This window comes from Streptomyces sp. NPDC031497 (genome assembly GCF_055580905.1).
In genome coordinates, this window is record NZ_JBVIKO010000009.1 from 296936 (window position 1) to 312440 (window position 15505).

Below are 15505 nucleotides of genomic sequence, written 5' to 3' on the forward strand. Positions count from 1 at the left end.
GCCTCCACTCCTGACCGGGAAGGTCGACATGGAAGACCGCATCAGCACCCTCTACGACGTCTTCGCCGCCTCGGCACGGCGCCACCCCGAGCTGCCGGCCGTCGAGCTGTCCGCGTCGTCGATCAGCTACGCAGAGCTGGAGCGCGCGGCCGAGGCCCTGGCCGAGACCGTCACCGCCGCACACGGCCGCGTCCGCTCGGTAGCCCTGCTGGCCGCGCGCAGCGGCGTCGCCTACGCCGGCTATCTCGCGGCACTGCGCCTGGGCGCGCAGGTCGTGCCGCTGAACCTCAAGTACCCGCCGCGGCGGAACACCGGCATCTGCGAGCTGGCCGACGTCGACGTGATCATCGCCGACGCGTCCGGACAGCAGTGGCTCGAACACTGCCCCTCCGGAACCGCGCCGGCACGGCCGGTGCTGCCGCTCACCGACGAGGAGCTGCTGGCCGCCGTCCCGGCCGGTTCGCTGCCGCCGCCCTCCGCCGGCCCCGACGACATCGCCTACGTGCTGTTCACCTCCGGCTCCACCGGACGGCCCAAGGGCGTGCCGATCCGGCACCGCAACGTCCTGGCGTTCCTGGCCCACACCGTCCCCCGCTACGAGGTCGGCCCGGGCTGCCGGATGTCGCACACCTTCGACCTGACCTTCGACCTCTCGGTGTACGACCTCTTCGTCACCTGGGGCGGCGGCGCGACGCTGGTCGTGCCCGAGGCTGCCGAACTGCTGAGCCCCGTCGACTACGCGGTGAACCGGGGGCTCACGCACTGGTTTTCGGTGCCCTCGGCGGTCTCGGCCGCCGCCGGGCTCGGCGGCTTGTCCGCGGGCCGGGTCCCCGGGCTGCGCTACAGCGTGTTCTGCGGTGAGCAGTTCACCTACGCGCAGGCCGAGGCGTGGCGTGGATCCGCCTCGGAATCGGTGTTGGAGAACATCTACGGCCCGACCGAACTGACGCTGGCGTGCGCGGAGTTCCGCCTGCCGGAGGAGCGCCGGGACTGGCCGGAGACCGTGAACGACACGGTGCCGATCGGCACCGTGTACCCGGGCCTGGAGCACGTCGTCACCGAGGACGGCGAGCTGTGCGTCCGCGGTCCGCAGCGCTTCGACGGCTATCTGGACCCGCGCGACAACACCAACCGGTTCCTCGGCCTCGACGACCGGGCCGGGATGCCGAGCGAGGCGGACTACTACCGCACCGGCGACCGGGTCCGCCGCGAGGACGACGGCACGCTGGTCCACCTCGGCCGCCTCGACAACCAGGTCAAGATCCGCGGCTACCGGGTCGAGCTCGGCGAGTTCGAGACCCTGCTGCGCCGCCACCCCGGTGTCCGGGAGGCCGTCGTCGTACCGGTGCAGCACCGCGACGCCACCGAACTGATGGCCTGCTACACCGGTGCGCCCGCCCGCGAGGCCGACCTGCGCCGCGCGCTGGCCGCGGGACTGCCGGTCCATCTGGTGCCGCATGTGTTCCTGCACGTGGAATCCATGCCCCTCAACCCCAACGGCAAGATCGACCGCGCCATCGTGGCGAAGCTCGTCGCCGAGCAGGCCAAGCTCACCCGGCTCTGACCGGCCCCGCCGGCCGGGCGCGCCGGCCCCAGAGCAGCACCCGGAAGTCGAAGAAAGGGATCGCGAACAGTGCTGACGGTCTATACAACGATGCCTTCCTGGCAGGATCGGACACCGCAGGAATACCGCCGCCGGGTCGTCGACGTGGCCCGCTGGACCGAGCAGGCGGGCTTTCGCGGCGCGCTGGTCTACACGGACAACACGCTCGTGGACGCCTGGGCCGCGGCGCAGCTCGCCATCGACAACACCGAGCGGTTCGTCCCCCTGGTCGCGGTCAACCCGGTGGACACCCACCCGTTCGCCGTCGCCAAGACGATCAGCACCCTGGCCTTCGTCTACGGGCGGCGCGTCGACCTGAACCTGGTCACCGGCGGATTCTCCAAGCACCTGAGCGAACTGGGCTGCGAACTCGGCCACCGGGAGCGCTACGACCGGCTGGCCGAGTACGGCGAGATCATCAGGAGGCTGACGGCGGCGCCGACGGCGGTGACGTACACCGGCAAGTACTACGCCTTGGACGCCGCCGCCGTCAGCCCGCCGGCCGATCCCGCCCTGGCGCCGGACCTCTACGTGTCCGGGGCCTCCGACGACTGCCGTGAGATCGCGGGGCTGCTCGGCGTCGACCGGCTGTCCTATCCGCACCAGATCGACAGCTACCAGGGCGACCGGCCGCTCGCCGGCTGCGGCGTGCGCCTCGGCGTCATAGCCCGCGACGACGCCCAGGAGGCGTGGCGGATCGCCCACGAGCGCTTCCCGTCGAGCGAGTCGGGGGAGAAGCTGCACGAATGGGCCGTCGGCAAGGTCGAGTCGCACTGGCACCTGAAGCTCTCGCGCGACGCGCTGCGCTCGCACGCCCCGAAGGGGGTCTACTGGCTCTATCCGTTCCGGGCCTACCAGACGTTCTGCCCGTACCTGGTAGGGACCTACGCCGACGTCGGTGCGATGCTCCAGCGGTACATCGCCCTCGGGGTGAGCACCCTGATCCTGGACGAGGTCGTGGAGCCCGAGGACCTGCACCACACCACAACCGCCCTGAACCACGCCTACGCACAGGCCGGGTGATCCGATGAGCGCACTGATCAACACCTCGTCCGAATGGCTTCGCGGCTACGACGAGCGGCTCGCCGCCCGGGTCCGCATGGTCTGCTTTCCGCACGCCGGTGGATCGGCGGCCTTCTACCGGTCGTGGCACCGGGGACTGCCGCCCCTGGTCGAACTGCACGCGGTGCAGTACCCGGGACGGGGCGAGCGTCGAACGGCCCCGCTGGTCGACGATGTCCAGGCCATGGCCGGACACGTCGTGGACGACCTGGCCCCGCTGCTCGACCGGCCGCTGGCCCTGTTCGGCCACAGCATGGGCGCCTTCGTCGCCTACGAGGCGGCGCGGCTCCTGGACCGGCGCGGCGCGCCGCCGGTGCACCTGTTCGTCTCGGGGCAGACCGCGCCGTGGACTCCGGGCGATGCGGGGAGCGGCACGGCACGGCCCGGCGCCGGCCTCGCGGACGCCGACGACGAGAAGCTGGTCCGCCATCTGCAGCGCCTTGGCGGCACCGAGATCGAACTCCTGGCCGACCCCGCGATGCGCGAGATCTTCCTGCCCTACATCCGCAGCGACTTCCGGATGCTCCAGTCCTACCGTCCGACGGCCCGTCCGCCGTTGACCACTCCGATCACGGCGCTCACCGGTGCGGACGACCCGGTCGTCACCCCCGCCCTGGCCGCCCGGTGGCGGGACCTGACGTCCTCGCACTTCGCCCTGGAGGTGTTCCCCGGCGGGCATTTCTTCCTGCTGCCGGAGCAGGCCGCGGTGCTGGACCTCGTCTCCGCCCGCCTGATCGCAGGCTTGGAGCTCACTCCCTGAACCCGGCCGCCGAACGCGGTGGGGCCGAGTTCGACGGCCGCCTGGCCGGTGTGGGCGGCTCGGCCCAGGTCCTCACCCCACCGACGGACTCCGCGAGGCCGTGCTGTTCGCCGGCGGAGCGAGGACGACCTGCGGCCGGCCCGCGACCGCGGGCGGCGGGGTCAGGACCTGGGCCGGAAGCTTAGACCCTCACCGAGACCGAGCACCTCCGAGCGACGCCGGGCCTCGCTCACTCGAAGCGCCGGCGCTGGGGAGCAGGGTCGGGGTTGTCTTAACGGAGCACGAACAAGGACAACCCCGACCGTCGGGTCCGGCTGAGCTTCCTCGGATGACTTCACCGTCTTCCGAGGTACAGGACGGACCCGGTTGCGGTCAGCTCGGCGGGTGGTGGAGCAGCGCGGCCCGCAGGGCCTGCTCGGTGATCCGGTCGGGAGGACGGTGGAGTGTCCAGCGGTGTGCCTCGCCGTCCATGGGCAGCACGGCGACCACGGTCTTCTGCGGTGGGTGGCCGGGTTCGGTGTACTGGAACTGGCGGATCACGACGGCCGTGTCGTCGTCCAGGCGGAGCAGGGCGCGCACGCTGTCCCTCAGCCTGCGCAGGTGCGGGCTCGGTCCGGCGGTCGCTGGGCGTGGTTGCGATGACATGGGGGAGACTCCTTGCTTCGTCACTTCGGTGGTGTGTGGAGGGTGACCCGGTCCCAGACGGGTGGCCCGAGGGGAGGCCGGGCAGCACGGCGCCGTCTGGTCACGCCTGCCTGCCGGACGGCGATGAGCAGCAGGGTCCCGGCTTCGGCCAGGAGACTGAGCAGGGCCTGTGGGGCGGGCTGCAGACCGTGCTCGGTGAATCCGAGGACGCCTACGGTGCGTGAGGCGGCGAATCCGCCGAGGGCGCCCAGTGCCACGCCGCCGGCGGCGACCGTCAGCAGCGGCGGCATCCCGATCAGCAGCAGGGCGGCGACCGCGAACGAGACGCTCGCCTGGACCAGGAACAGGGGACCGACGATGTGGATGAAGCGGTACCCGTCGGCGTAGAGCCGGGCGTGGATGTACCCGCTCGCGGCGAGCGTGGCGGCGGTCGCCACACGCAGGGCCGGGTCGAGGAGTCTTCCGGGCGTCATGTCAGCCTCTCTTCCTTGATCGCCAGCTCCCGGTCTCCCTGCCGGTAGCCGACGGTACGAATGCCGAGTGCGTCCCTGAGCTGTCGGGCGGGGACGACCTGAGGGGCGGGGGCGGGGGCCCGGCCCGGCTTCGGCAGCGGGTAGGCCGTGGTGGTGGCGGAGTGGAAGGTGATGTTGCCGTCCGTTTTCGTGAACAGCTGGTGGACGTGCCCGTTGAGGCAGGTGACGGAGGAGAAGCGGCGCAGGAGTGCGATGATCCGCAACGCGTCGTCCGTGCTCCAGCCCCACCGCGGATACATGGCGAACAGCGGGATGTGGCTGAAGACCACGATGGGCGTGTCCGACGACAGTCCCTTGAGGTCCCTGCGCACGAACTCGATCTGCTCGTTGCCCAGATGACCGAGCTTCTCCGGGCTCAGGGTGTTGACCAGGGCGATGAAGTGCACGCCGTGGGTGTCGAAGCTGTACCAGCCGTCGCCGAGCGTGCCCTTGCCGAAGGTCCGCCGGTAGGCGCGGCCGGCATCGCCGATGGAGTCGTGCTCGCCGGGCACGGTGAAGACCCGGTCGGTCTCCATGCCGGTCATCATCTGTCTGACCTGGTCGAACTGTGCTGCCGTGGAAAGGTGGGTGAGGTCGCCGGAGTGCATGACGAAGTCGGGCCGGAAACCCAGCGAGTTGACCTGGTGGATCGCTTCGGTGAAGGAGCCGGCCACGTCCGTGTTCGCCGGACCCTGGAAGCCGATGTGGCTGTCGGAGACCTGCACGAATCGCAGTGCGCCGTTCGCTGTCGTGCCGTGTGCCGCCGGGGCGGCCGCGGCGGCGTTGTCCCCGGAGCCGGCGATGTGACTGACCACCTCTCCACCGGCCACGGTCAGCACCACGGCCCCGCCGAACCATCCTGCGTGCCGGAGGAGTTGGCGCCGGGACATGTCGTGTTCCCGGGCGGGCTGCTCGGCCCCGCCGATCGGTGCTTCCTGGTGAGGGTCGAGATACTCGGTCATCGGGTCACCTCCACGGTGGCGGTCATGAACGGATGGATCGTGCAGAGGTAGGCGTAGGTGCCGGGCTTGGTGAACCTGTAGCTGTACGAGGCGTGGGTGGTCAGGGCGGCCGAATGCAACGGGCCGCCCGTTCCGGTGCTGGTGACGGTGTGGGGGTCGGTGTCCTGGTTGGTCCAGGTCACCGTCGTGCCCACGGCGACCTTCAGCGTGGCCGGGGAGAAGGCGAAGTGCTTGATCGCTACGGCGTTCCCGGCCACCGGCCGGGTCGACGTCCCGGTGCTCGGGGCGCTCATGGGCATGGTCATGTTGGGCATGGAGGAGGTGCCGGGAGCGGAGCGTGCGGCGGTGTCCGGTCCGGTGGCGCCGGGCATCCCGGCCGTCCGATGCTGACTCTGTCCCGGTGTGATGGCGCCGGCACCGATGACTGAGGAATGCGGCGACTGGCCGCATGCGCTCAGGAGCCCCAGCGCGCCGGCGGTGGCGACGGCAAGCCCGGCCGCGGTGCGGGACCGCCGGCCGGGTGTACGAAGGTGCGGGTACATGCTGTTCGTCCCTCATGATCGGGTTGAGACGGGCAGTGCGCCGACCGAGTGCGCGGACCGAGCGAAGTCTCGGGCGCCATGCGGCAGTTCCCTGTCCGAGGGCCGGGATCGGCCCGAGGTGCGGGCCAGGTGTGCCGCGTACGTCGGCTCTCGTCTGACTCCACGGGCGGCGGGGGGCGAACGGTTCGGTCGGTTCACACCTTTTTGAGATGTTTTCTTCCGGTGCTTTGTTGTGGTCACCCGCGGACCGGTCGGGCCTTTGGTGTCCCGCGCGCGTAAACCTGACGGCGCTCACGGAGAGTGATCGAGCCGACGCGATGCATCACAGGACAAAGCCGTAAGTGTGCGCGATGATCGCCTTATGTCCTGGCGTTCCCGAAAACGTGGCCCGAGGACCGATCCGGATCGCTCCGCGGACCGTGTCTCTGGTACAGGGACCCTTTCGACCACGGACGAGGAACTGCTGCGCACCCTGTATGCCGAGCACGCGGAACCCCTGTTCCACTACGCGCTTCGGCTGACCTCGGGTGACCGGCAATGGGCGGAGGACGTCGTGCAGGAGACGTTGCTGCGGGCATGGCAGCATCCCGACGCGTTCGAGCCCGCACGAGGCCCGGCCCGGGCGTGGCTGTGCACGGTCGCCCGGCACCTGGTCATCGACGCCCACCGGGCCCGGCAGGCCAGGCCGGCCGAGGTCGGCGGCGAGGCGCTCGACCGGGCCGCGGAGCGGACGCCGGGCGAGGATGACATCGAGCAGGCGCTGCAGAGCTGGGCGGTGGCCGACGCCCTCCGGGCGCTGTCCCCGGACCACCGCGCGGTCCTGTTGGAGACCTACTACCACGGCCGGACCATGGTGGAGGCCGCGCAGGTGCTGGGCATCCCGCTGGGCACCGTGAAGTCGCGGACCTACTACGCCCTGCACGCGCTGCGGCTGGCGCTGCTGGAACGGGGCATCGAGCCATGACCATGCCGTGCGGGAGGTGGCGATCATGAGTGCGGAGTGCGACGCCCTCCGGCCTGCGCTGGGCGGGTACGTCCTGGGCACGCTGCCTCCGGCCGAGATGGAACAGGTGCGTGACCATCTCGCGGGATGCGCCGAGTGCCGGGCGGAACACGCGCAGTTGGCGGGACTGCCCGCACTGCTGGCGACGGTGACCGCGGCCGAAGCCGAGGGCCGGACGGTGCCGGCTGCCGACGGGGACATGGCGGGTCGGCTGGTGGCGCGGGCGGCCGAGAGCGCGCAGGCCGCTCCGCCCGCGCGGCCCGCCGAGGCCGGGGCGTCGCAGGCGCGCGAGGCGGGGGTGCTGGAGAGGCTGCTGCGGCAGGCCGCGGCCCGGCGCCGCAGAACGTGGCGGCTGCAGTTGGCGGGCGCCGCCGCCTCCCTGATGCTCATGGGGGGAGCGGTCGCCGGCACCTGGCTGGCGACCGCCGGGTCCCTGGGCAGTGAGGCGAAGCAGCCGGGACCGACCGCGCCGGCGCCTGTGCGCACCTTCTCCGGAAACGATCCCACCACCGGTGTCACCGCCTCGGTGAAGGTCTCGCCCTCTGCCTGGGGCAGTGTCCTGCTGGTCTCCGCCAAGGGGGCGCCCGCCGGGATCACCTGCCGACTGCAGGCGGTCGGGCGCGGCGGGGTCAGGGCGGACGGCGCCACGTGGCGGGCGGGCGAATACCCTCCTGGCACCACGGTCCCAGGTGCGGTCCCCATGTCTCCGAGTGCCATCGAGCACTTCGAGATCGTCGCCGGCGACGGACAGAAGCTCGTCACGATCCGGGCGTGAGGTCGCGAGGGGCCCGCCTGACCCCGGGCCTGCTCGACGCGTCGGTGTCCAGTCAGGGGACAGGTCTGCCGATCCCCGGCCACCCGACGGCCCGCGTGTCTTCCGTCGGTCCTGACCTGACCTGACAGGAAATACACCATAAAAGGTGCGAACTCCTCGAACCGCTCGGCATGCTTCGTCCGTGGAACTGGATGAGCGCTTCTCCACAGGATCCGGCATACCGACCGCTCATCGAATCTCTCGGCGGTCTCCCACGATCCGGTCTCCCACTCCGGTCTCCGCACATCCACAGAAGAGTCAGAAGACCATGTCTGTAGCCGATTCACCCCGCCTGAGCTCACTGCTCTCCACGCTCTGCCGCCGCGAGGCACTGCTCACCCTGCCCGCGCAGGAGGCGCACGTTCCCGCCGCTCGGCACTTCGCGGCCGATCTGCTGGAGACCTGGAGCGTTCCCGAGAGCGAGCGGGACTCCGCCGTTCTCATCGTCGACGAACTCGCGGCCAACGCCGCCCGGTACGGCCGCGAGCGCATGACCCTGCTGCTCGTGCTCGACCTCGGCACCCTGCACATCGTGGTCAGCGACTCCGGCACCGCCGTGGAGCGCCCCCGCCCCGACATCGCCCCCGACGAGCACGGACGCGGCACCGGCATCGTGCAGTGCCTCGCAGAGTCGACCGAGATCCACCAGACGCGCAGCGGCCGCGAGGTCCGCGCCCGCCTGAGGTGTTCGGCATGACCGGCCTCGCACGCCATGGCGTCCGCTCCGGCGTACCGTACGAGGGCGTCACCCCGGGCGCCGGTGAGGGGATCGACGCTCCGCCCCCGCACGAGGCGTACGCGAACGCGCCCGACCTGCGCCGCGAAATGCACCAGGTGCTGGCCCTCGGGGCCGAGCGCGACGGCCGTCAGGCCAGGACCGTCGCCGGGCCGCCGGCCGACGCCGCGGTCGCCGAACGCGCCTGGCTGCTGCGCCGGGCAGCCCTCATGGACCGTATGGCCCTGGAAAGCTCCGACCCCGGCCCGGCCGGCGCCGCCGCACAGACCGCCGGACAACTCGTGGCACACGACCGGCGCCGGCCCGACCTGGTGGCCGGGCCGCACCTGCCCGACGCGGTCACGCCAGGCCTCGGCCGCCGCCGTTACGTCCGCCAGGAATACGCCGCCTGGACGTCCGCCGGGCGGCCCGGCACCTGAACCGGTCCGACCCGTCAGGGCCCCAGGGCTTACGGGGCCGTGCACGAAAGGCCACGGCCCGTTCGTTGCGCGTCACACGGGATGAGGGCGACGGGAACTGGTCCCAATGACCAACGCCCCCAGCTGCTCACTACACTCCCACGGTGAACAACATACGGTGCACCCAATGCGGTGCGGTGGGGCTGGAGCCGGGCTTCGTCGAGGACTCCGGACAAGGCGCTCGCGGGTTCGCGCGGTGGATCGCGGGCCCCCTGCAGCGAGGCCCGCTCGGCGGTGCCAAGAGGATGGGCCGACCGCACTGGCAGATCGATGCCTATCGTTGCCCCACCTGCGCACATCTGGAACTGTTCGCCGCCCAGCGGGACTAGGGCCTGTCTGACCATTCCCGTCGTTGCCCGGAGGGCGGCCTCGCGGCGTCAGGTGCGTGCTCTCGGCGGGCCGGGCGTAGGCCCTCGTACTGGACGTACTCGGGTCTGCGCCCGGTGCGGCGAGTGGGGGCACCTCCCACGCCCTTGAGGCGGTGGGGGAGCGTGCATGGCGTCGTGAGGCAGACGGGAATTGTCAATGGGAGAAGGCCCGCAAGCAGCAGTCCTCGGAGCGGATCTGCGGCGGTGATCATCCAACAGCCGAGCCGCCAGGCCGGCAACATCCCGACCTCAGCTGTGCACCAACTCGTAAACCAGCGGTGGCGTCCGGAACCGACCTCCGATCGGTGCCGGCGAAGCCTCCAGGATTGCCGTCCTGGGGGCTTTCGTGCGCTCTGGCACCGTGCGGAGGCAGGCGTCCCCATCGCGGCTCGACCGGAGACGAACGACAGGTTGCCAGAGTCGCCGCGCTGGATCCGAAACGGTCAACTCGGATCACTCAGGGGGCAGTTTGGGGGGCCGATGCCTCTGACTGCCTCTGAGCGACCCGGGTCGAACCGGGGTCGAATCAGAGTGATTTCCTCTGACTGCCTCCGATCGCCTCTGCAACCCGACCTAGCAGGTCACAGCCGCTTCGGCCTCAGTGAGCCCAGGTCAGAGAGGTGCGTCGGTGGTACCGGCAGTCCCAGGAAGAAGGATCTGCTGGCTGACCGGGCGGCCGGGGCGCAGGCTGGACACATGACGACAACACTGATCACCGGAGCCAACAAGGGCATCGGCCACGAAACCGCCCGCCAGCTCATCGCCGCAGGTCACACCGTGTACATCGGAGCCCGGGACGCCGAGAGGGGACGCCGGGCCGCCGAGGAACTGGGCGCCCGGTTCGTCCTCCTCGACGTCACCGACGACGCCTCCGTCGACGCCGCGGCCAAGACGGTCGAGGCCGACGGCGGACTCGACGTCCTGATCAACAACGCCGGGATCGAGACCCGGACCGCGGACAACAGCGTGCCCACCGCCGAGACCGTGACCGCCGACCAGATGCGGAACACCTTCGAGACCAACGTCTTCGGTGTGGTCCGCGTCCTGCACGCCTTCCTGCCGCTGCTGCGGCGCTCGGCGGCACCGGTCGTGGTCAACGTGAGCAGCGGTCTGGCCTCGCTGACGGCCCTCTCCGACCCCGACCACCCCGCCCACTTCTACCCGGGCATCGCCTACCCGACCTCCAAGACCGCCGTGAACATGCTCACCGTGCAGTTCGCGAAGGCGTTCCCGGCCATGCGGATCAACTCCGTCGAGCCCGGCTTCACCAAGACCGACCTGAACGGCAACACGGGCACGCAGACCGTGGCGGAGGGCGCCGAGATCATCGTCCGGATGGCGCAGGTCGGCCCGGACGGACCGACCGGCGGCTACTTCGACGTCAACGGCCCGCTGCCCTGGTGAGTCACAGCTGAACCAGCCGGGGCGCGGTGCCCCGCGTGCGCACCAGCGCCCCGGCCTCGCGCGTCAGCTCCCGCGCACTGCCCAGCAGTCCGTCCAGGACGACGGCCCGGCGGACGTGCCGGTGCAGCGGGTGCTCGGCGGTGAACCCGATCCCGCCCAGCACCTGCTGGCAGTGCCGGGCCGCGGTCAGCGCCGCCTGCCCGGCCGCAGCCTTCGCCAGCAGCGCGCCGAGATCGTCCTCGGCCGCCGTGAGGGCGGCCTCGGCGCCCCCCAGCGCCACCAGGGTCTCCGCGAGCCGGTGCCGTACCGCCTGGAAGGCGGCCAGCGGCCGGCCGAACTGGACCCGGTCCAGGGCATGCCCCCGGGCGAGCGCCAGCATGGCGTGGCCGGTGCCGAGCAGCCACCAGCCGACCGCCCGCCGGCCGGCGGCGAGGGGCACGGGACCACCGGTGGCCACCGGCCGCAGGGGCAGCTCCTCGTCCAGTCCGGCACCCGTCCCCGAACCGCCGTACTCCCACACCACCCACCGGCCACCCGCGTACGGCAGGGTCGCCGCGCCCACCACATCGGTCAGCACCGAGGCATGCGCGCCCGTCTCGCCCAGCAGCCGGCACACCGTCGTGACGGCCACCGCCGGGAACTCGGCCAGCAGTTCGGGCCAGCCCAGCTCGGCCAGTGCCGCGTCCAGGGCCGGGCCCGGGGCGGTGACCGTCATCGTCCTGCGGAGCGTCTTCGAGAGGAGTTCCAGCTCGGTGGGGTCCATGCTCATTCCCTCCCCAGATCGAGCAGCCGGCGGGCGATGATGTTGCGCTGGATCTCGGCGGTGCCGCCGTAGAGGGTGGCCGCCTTCGCGTAGAGGTACTCCGACCGCCAGGGCGTCTCGGTCAGCTCCAGGACGCCCGGGAGCAAGTCCCTTACCGTCTCGAAGAGTTGTTGTTCGGCGGAGGCCAGCAGCACCTTGTCGACCGAGGTCTCCGGGCCGAGCGAGGCGCCCCACGCGAGCCGTCGCTGGGTCGCGTGGGAGCGGCAGCGGGCGGTGTGCAGGGCGAGATAGGCGGCGCCGAGGGCCGCGTCGTCCGGGGTGCCGGTCTCGGCGACCAGGCGGTCCAGGCGGGTGTAGAGGTGCGCAATGCGGTGCCAGAAGCAGGTGGAGCGCTCGTGCGGGAGCAGGTCCATCGCGAGCCGCCAGCCGTCGCCGGGGCGGCCCAGCATGCGGTCGGCGGGCACGGCCACGTCGTCGAGGAAGACCTCGGCGAACTCGTCGACGCCGTGCATCGTGCGCAGCGGCCGGACGGTGATGCCGGGGGTGTCCATGTCGACGAAGAACGCGGTGATGCCGTCGTGGCCGGGAGCGGTACGGGTGAGCAGGACACAGCGGGCCGCGTACTGGGCGAGACTCGTCCACACCTTCTGCCCGTTGACCACCCACCCGCCGTCGTCCCGCCGCACCGCCTTCGTGGTCAGGGAGGCCAGATCGCTGCCCGAGCCCGGCTCGGAGAAGCCCTGGCACCACTGCTCCCGGCCGCTCAGCAGCAACGGGACCATGGCGGCGGCCAGTTCGGGACGGGCGTAGGCGACCAGGGTCGGGGTGAGGACCTCGACCATCGACCAGATACCGGGCTCGGCCAGGCCCCGGGTGGCGACCTCCTCGCCGAGCACCGCCCGCAGGACCGCGGGCCCGCCGAGGCCGCCCACCTCCGCCGGCCAGCCGTACCGCATCCAGCCCGCGTCGAACAGGGCCCGGCGCACCCGCGCCAGTTGGGCGACCTGGGCGTCGAAGGAGCCGTCGGGGCCGGGGGCGAGGTCGTGCTCGTCCAGCCAGCTCCGCAGGGCGGTGCGGAACTCCGCCGTGGTGGTGGGGCCGGTGAAGTCGTGGGCGTTCATACGGCCGGGCGTTCGAACGCGTGCGGGCGTCCCGAGTCGTGGGCGCCGCTGCGCCGGATGAAGGTCATGGCCCGGGTGCGCAGCCGCCAGCCCCCGGGAGTGCGGGTGTACGTGTCGTCGTAGTAGCCGATGCGCAGCTCGTGCGTGGCGTGGTCGACGAAGCACAGCGGCTGGGTGCCGGTCGCCGTGTCGCCGGACAGGTCGACGAGGGGCGTACCGGTGAGGAACAGCCCCTTGGGGGCCGCCGCGACCAGTGCCGGGAAGTCGGCGAGGGGATAGGTGTCGCCGAAGGCGCTGTAGCTGCCGTCGGGGGTGAAGACCGCGAGCAGCCCGTCGATGTCGCCGCGGGTGATGGTCACGGCGTACCGGGCGAGCAGCTGCTGGATCTCCATGAGGTCGGCGGTGGCGTCGTCAGCGGTCACGGGCCCGCCTCCTTTCCGCACGCTCACGCGCGTCGTGTTCGGGCCGGATGCCGAAGGTGTTGAAGGCCATCGCCATGAGGGCGTACGTCCCCACGGTGAACACCAGGTCCATCAGCTGGTGTTCGTCCAGGTGCGCCGCGAGCGCGGCCCAGGTGCCGTCCGTGACGTCGGAGTGCTCGTCGAGTTCGTCGACGGCGCTGAGCACCGCGCTCTCCAGCGGGTCCGCCGCCTTGCCCTGGCCGGCGGCCTCGATCTCGCTCTCGGTCAGACCGCACTGCTGGGCCGCGTGGAAGTGGTGGGTCCACTCGTAGGCGCAGTCGCGGCGCCTGGCGATCCGCAGGGTGACCAGCTCGCGCAGGCGGTCCGGCAGCGTCGAGCCGACCAGGAGGTAGGTGCTGTAGGGGAGGAAGGCCGCGGTCAGGTCGGGGTGCCGGACGAGCGTGGACATGGCGTTGCCGGCCGCCGCGGCGTTGCGCATGCGCCGGGGAAGGAGCGCGGCGAGCACCTCGCGGGTCCGGTCGTCCCACTGGTCGTCGGGCAGCGGAGGCAGGCGAGGCGGCATGCGAGCTCCCTGAACAGTAGTGAGAATGTGATTCTCTATTTCGAGTCCCAGATTTTCACCCGGCCTGTGGTGGCGTCAACTGTCATGCCCGGGGCTTGCCGAAGCCCCAGCCCCGGCAGGCGGAATCCGTCCCCCGCGCTGACCGGGCATGATTCCCTCCGCTGCCTTGTGGATGCCCAATTCTCTTGTGCGGATGGTTGCTTCTCCTCTACCGAGAAGCTACTTTCCACCGCAGGCAGGGCCATGGCAGGCGGGACCTGTGACACCCAGAAGAGATGGGGAGCCGTGAGTCTTTTCCATGAGGGCCGGCTGTTGATCGACGGGCGTCTCGTGCAGGCGGGGCGGAGTTTCGAGACCGTCGATCCGTCCACCGGGAAGGTGCTGGGGACGGCCTCCGACGCGGCGGCCGAGCATGTCGAGGCGGCTGTGGCGGCCGCCCGCCGGGCGTTCGACACCACCGACTGGATGCGCGACCGCGACCTGCGGCTGCGCTGTCTGCGCCGGCTGTACGACGCCCTGCACGCGCACCGCGAGGAACTGCGGGACCTGACCATCGCCGAGGTGGGCGCACCCCGCTCGCTCACCCACGGGCCCCAGCTCGACGAGCCGATCGAGATGGTCAAGTACTACGCCGACCTGCTCGAACGCTACCCGTTCCGCGAGGAGCTGCCCGTCCTGGAGAGCCGGGGACGGCACCACCGCCGCTGGATCGAGAAGGAGGCCGCCGGAGTCGTCGCGGCCATCCTGCCGTACAACTTCCCCAATCAGCTGGCCCTCGCCAAACTCGCCCCCGCGCTCGCCGCCGGCTGCACGGTCGTCCTCAAGGGCGCACCGGACACCCCGTGGACGACCCTCGCGCTCGGCCGGATCATCGCCGAGGAGACCGGCATCCCCGCGGGCGTCGTCAACGTCCTGACCTCGTCCGGCCCCGAGACCGGCCAGCTGCTCACCACCCACCCCGGCATCGACATGATCACCTTCACCGGGTCGACCCCGGTCGGGAGGGCGATCATGGCCGCCGCCTCCGTCACCCTGAAGCGGGTGTTCCTGGAACTCGGCGGCAAGTCCGCGCTGATCGTGCTCGACGACGCCGACCTCGCCGCCGCCGCGACGTTCGCCGCCTTCACCATCTGCTCGCACTCCGGCCAGGGCTGCGCGCTCACCTCACGCCTGCTGGTTCCGCGCGAGAAGCACGACGAGCTGGTGGACCTGGTCGCCGCCGTGCTCGGCAAGGTCAGGTACGGCGACCCGGCCGACCCCAAGACCCATATGGGCCCCCTGATCAGCGAGAAACAGCGGGCCAAGGTGCACGGCATGGTCGAGCGGGCCGTCGCCGCCGGGGCCCGCCTGGTGACCGGCGGCCGGCCCGCCGAACGGGAGGGCTTCTTCTACGAGCCCACCCTGCTCGCCGGCGTCGACCCGGCCGCCGAGATCGCCCAGGAGGAGGTCTTCGGACCGGTGCTCGCCGTCATCGCCTACGACGACGAGGACCACGCCGTCCGGATCGCCAACGACTCGGTGTACGGCCTGTCCGGCGCGGTGATCGGCGCCGACGACGAGCGGGCGACCGCGGTCGCCCGGCGGATCCGCAGCGGCACCTTCAGCATCAACGGCGGCAACTACTTCGCCGCCGACGCCCCGTTCGGCGGGTTCAAGCAGTCCGGGATCGGCCGGGAGATGGGCGTCGCGGGCCTTGAGGAGTTCCTCGAACTCAAGACCTTCGCCGTGCCGGCCGGCTGACCGACGGCACACGGCAGTCCGGGGAACA

18 protein-coding genes are annotated in these 15505 nt (G+C 71.4%); 10 read left to right on the forward strand and 8 right to left on the reverse strand.

Annotation, left to right across the window (positions count from 1 at the left end; genetic code table 11):
* The first annotated feature begins 28 nt into the window (after positions 1 to 28).
* The 3 genes from ACZ5K7_RS21270 (at position 29) to ACZ5K7_RS21280 (ending at position 3425) form a co-directional block, all read left to right on the forward strand.
* The gene (locus ACZ5K7_RS21270; RefSeq protein ID WP_468915266.1) at positions 29 to 1564 is read left to right on the forward strand and encodes an AMP-binding protein; all 1536 of its coding nucleotides are present in this window, start codon (positions 29 to 31) and stop codon (positions 1562 to 1564) included.
* A 90-nt stretch (positions 1565 to 1654) separates the two neighbouring features.
* Positions 1655 to 2626: an LLM class flavin-dependent oxidoreductase gene (locus ACZ5K7_RS21275; RefSeq protein ID WP_351702382.1), complete on the forward strand. Its 972-nt coding sequence runs from the start codon at positions 1655 to 1657 to the stop codon at positions 2624 to 2626.
* Between the two features lie 4 nt (positions 2627 to 2630).
* A complete protein-coding gene (locus ACZ5K7_RS21280) occupies positions 2631 to 3425 on the forward strand; it encodes a thioesterase II family protein (protein WP_468915267.1) in 795 nt (264 codons plus the stop codon).
* Positions 3426 to 3797: 372 nt separating this feature from the next.
* On the opposite strand, the gene ACZ5K7_RS21285 is transcribed toward ACZ5K7_RS21280, so the two are convergent.
* From ACZ5K7_RS21285 to ACZ5K7_RS21300, 4 genes are read right to left on the reverse strand one after another with little or no spacing between them, the layout of a single operon-like run.
* Positions 3798 to 4070 (reverse strand): hypothetical protein, encoded by a 273-nt coding sequence (locus tag ACZ5K7_RS21285; RefSeq protein WP_351702376.1) that lies wholly within the window; start codon positions 4068 to 4070, stop codon positions 3798 to 3800.
* A gap of 20 nt (positions 4071 to 4090) precedes the next feature.
* The gene (locus tag ACZ5K7_RS21290; protein WP_351702373.1) at positions 4091 to 4543 is read right to left on the reverse strand and encodes a hypothetical protein; all 453 of its coding nucleotides are present in this window, start codon (positions 4541 to 4543) and stop codon (positions 4091 to 4093) included.
* Positions 4540 to 5544 carry a metallophosphoesterase family protein gene (locus ACZ5K7_RS21295; RefSeq protein ID WP_468915269.1) on the reverse strand — a complete coding sequence of 335 codons (1005 nt, stop codon included), beginning with the start codon at positions 5542 to 5544 and terminating at the stop codon, positions 4540 to 4542. The genes ACZ5K7_RS21290 and ACZ5K7_RS21295 overlap by 4 nt, the downstream gene beginning before the upstream one ends.
* Positions 5541 to 5915 (reverse strand): plastocyanin/azurin family copper-binding protein, encoded by a 375-nt coding sequence (locus tag ACZ5K7_RS21300; protein ID WP_351702367.1) that lies wholly within the window; start codon positions 5913 to 5915, stop codon positions 5541 to 5543. The genes ACZ5K7_RS21295 and ACZ5K7_RS21300 overlap by 4 nt, the downstream gene beginning before the upstream one ends.
* 532 nt (positions 5916 to 6447) lie before the next feature.
* Here ACZ5K7_RS21300 and ACZ5K7_RS21305 point away from each other — a divergent pair.
* The 6 genes from ACZ5K7_RS21305 (at position 6448) to ACZ5K7_RS21330 (ending at position 10869) form a co-directional block, all read left to right on the forward strand.
* Positions 6448 to 7050, forward strand: a complete 603-nt coding sequence (locus ACZ5K7_RS21305) for a sigma-70 family RNA polymerase sigma factor (protein WP_351702364.1) — start codon at positions 6448 to 6450, stop codon at positions 7048 to 7050.
* A 25-nt stretch (positions 7051 to 7075) separates the two neighbouring features.
* Complete coding sequence (locus ACZ5K7_RS21310) at positions 7076 to 7864, forward strand: zf-HC2 domain-containing protein (protein WP_468915271.1); 789 nt, start codon at positions 7076 to 7078, stop codon at positions 7862 to 7864.
* A gap of 307 nt (positions 7865 to 8171) precedes the next feature.
* Positions 8172 to 8600 carry an ATP-binding protein gene (locus ACZ5K7_RS21315; protein ID WP_351702359.1) on the forward strand — a complete coding sequence of 143 codons (429 nt, stop codon included), beginning with the start codon at positions 8172 to 8174 and terminating at the stop codon, positions 8598 to 8600.
* The gene (locus tag ACZ5K7_RS21320; RefSeq protein WP_468915273.1) at positions 8597 to 9058 is read left to right on the forward strand and encodes a hypothetical protein; all 462 of its coding nucleotides are present in this window, start codon (positions 8597 to 8599) and stop codon (positions 9056 to 9058) included. The genes ACZ5K7_RS21315 and ACZ5K7_RS21320 overlap by 4 nt, the downstream gene beginning before the upstream one ends.
* A 176-nt stretch (positions 9059 to 9234) precedes the next feature.
* Positions 9235 to 9426: a hypothetical protein gene (locus tag ACZ5K7_RS21325; protein ID WP_082417165.1), complete on the forward strand. Its 192-nt coding sequence runs from the start codon at positions 9235 to 9237 to the stop codon at positions 9424 to 9426.
* A 735-nt stretch (positions 9427 to 10161) separates the two neighbouring features.
* Positions 10162 to 10869: an SDR family oxidoreductase gene (locus ACZ5K7_RS21330; protein ID WP_351713151.1), complete on the forward strand. Its 708-nt coding sequence runs from the start codon at positions 10162 to 10164 to the stop codon at positions 10867 to 10869.
* 1 nt (position 10870) lies between these two features.
* Here ACZ5K7_RS21330 and ACZ5K7_RS21335 read toward each other — a convergent pair whose 3' ends face one another.
* The 4 genes from ACZ5K7_RS21335 to ACZ5K7_RS21350 are packed head-to-tail and all read right to left on the reverse strand — an operon-like array spanning position 10871 to position 13737.
* Positions 10871 to 11632, reverse strand: a complete 762-nt coding sequence (locus ACZ5K7_RS21335) for an acyl-CoA dehydrogenase family protein (protein ID WP_468915275.1) — start codon at positions 11630 to 11632, stop codon at positions 10871 to 10873.
* A 2-nt stretch (positions 11633 to 11634) separates the two neighbouring features.
* Entirely contained in the window at positions 11635 to 12753 is a 1119-nt protein-coding gene (locus tag ACZ5K7_RS21340) for an acyl-CoA dehydrogenase family protein (RefSeq protein ID WP_468915277.1), read from the reverse strand.
* The gene (locus ACZ5K7_RS21345; RefSeq protein ID WP_468915279.1) at positions 12750 to 13175 is read right to left on the reverse strand and encodes a nuclear transport factor 2 family protein; all 426 of its coding nucleotides are present in this window, start codon (positions 13173 to 13175) and stop codon (positions 12750 to 12752) included. Before ACZ5K7_RS21345 ends, ACZ5K7_RS21340 begins: the two co-directional genes overlap by 4 nt.
* A complete protein-coding gene (locus tag ACZ5K7_RS21350) occupies positions 13165 to 13737 on the reverse strand; it encodes a carboxymuconolactone decarboxylase family protein (protein WP_468915281.1) in 573 nt (190 codons plus the stop codon). The genes ACZ5K7_RS21345 and ACZ5K7_RS21350 overlap by 11 nt, the downstream gene beginning before the upstream one ends.
* 285 nt (positions 13738 to 14022) lie before the next feature.
* On the opposite strand from ACZ5K7_RS21350, the gene ACZ5K7_RS21355 reads away from it, so the two are divergent.
* Positions 14023 to 15477 (forward strand): aldehyde dehydrogenase family protein, encoded by a 1455-nt coding sequence (locus tag ACZ5K7_RS21355; protein ID WP_351713161.1) that lies wholly within the window; start codon positions 14023 to 14025, stop codon positions 15475 to 15477.
* The last annotated feature ends 28 nt before the right edge of the window (positions 15478 to 15505 follow it).

Bases quoted from the DNA above. Each gene is read 5' to 3' on its own strand.
- ACZ5K7_RS21270 (WP_468915266.1), top strand. From the start codon at position 29: ATGGAAGACCGCATCAGCACCCTCTACGACGTCTTCGCCGCCTCGGCA.
- ACZ5K7_RS21275 (WP_351702382.1), top strand. From the start codon at position 1,655: ATGCCTTCCTGGCAGGATCGGACACCGCAGGAATACCGCCGCCGGGTC.
- ACZ5K7_RS21280 (WP_468915267.1), top strand. From the start codon at position 2,631: ATGAGCGCACTGATCAACACCTCGTCCGAATGGCTTCGCGGCTACGAC.
- ACZ5K7_RS21285 (WP_351702376.1), bottom strand. From the start codon at position 4,070: ATGTCATCGCAACCACGCCCAGCGACCGCCGGACCGAGCCCGCACCTG.
- ACZ5K7_RS21290 (WP_351702373.1), bottom strand. From the start codon at position 4,543: ATGACGCCCGGAAGACTCCTCGACCCGGCCCTGCGTGTGGCGACCGCC.
- ACZ5K7_RS21295 (WP_468915269.1), bottom strand. From the start codon at position 5,544: ATGACCGAGTATCTCGACCCTCACCAGGAAGCACCGATCGGCGGGGCC.
- ACZ5K7_RS21300 (WP_351702367.1), bottom strand. From the start codon at position 5,915: ATGCCCGGCGCCACCGGACCGGACACCGCCGCACGCTCCGCTCCCGGC.
- ACZ5K7_RS21305 (WP_351702364.1), top strand. From the start codon at position 6,448: ATGTCCTGGCGTTCCCGAAAACGTGGCCCGAGGACCGATCCGGATCGC.
- ACZ5K7_RS21310 (WP_468915271.1), top strand. From the start codon at position 7,076: ATGAGTGCGGAGTGCGACGCCCTCCGGCCTGCGCTGGGCGGGTACGTC.
- ACZ5K7_RS21315 (WP_351702359.1), top strand. From the start codon at position 8,172: ATGTCTGTAGCCGATTCACCCCGCCTGAGCTCACTGCTCTCCACGCTC.
- ACZ5K7_RS21320 (WP_468915273.1), top strand. From the start codon at position 8,597: ATGACCGGCCTCGCACGCCATGGCGTCCGCTCCGGCGTACCGTACGAG.
- ACZ5K7_RS21330 (WP_351713151.1), top strand. From the start codon at position 10,162: ATGACGACAACACTGATCACCGGAGCCAACAAGGGCATCGGCCACGAA.
- ACZ5K7_RS21335 (WP_468915275.1), bottom strand. From the start codon at position 11,632: ATGGACCCCACCGAGCTGGAACTCCTCTCGAAGACGCTCCGCAGGACG.
- ACZ5K7_RS21340 (WP_468915277.1), bottom strand. From the start codon at position 12,753: ATGAACGCCCACGACTTCACCGGCCCCACCACCACGGCGGAGTTCCGC.
- ACZ5K7_RS21350 (WP_468915281.1), bottom strand. From the start codon at position 13,737: ATGCCGCCTCGCCTGCCTCCGCTGCCCGACGACCAGTGGGACGACCGG.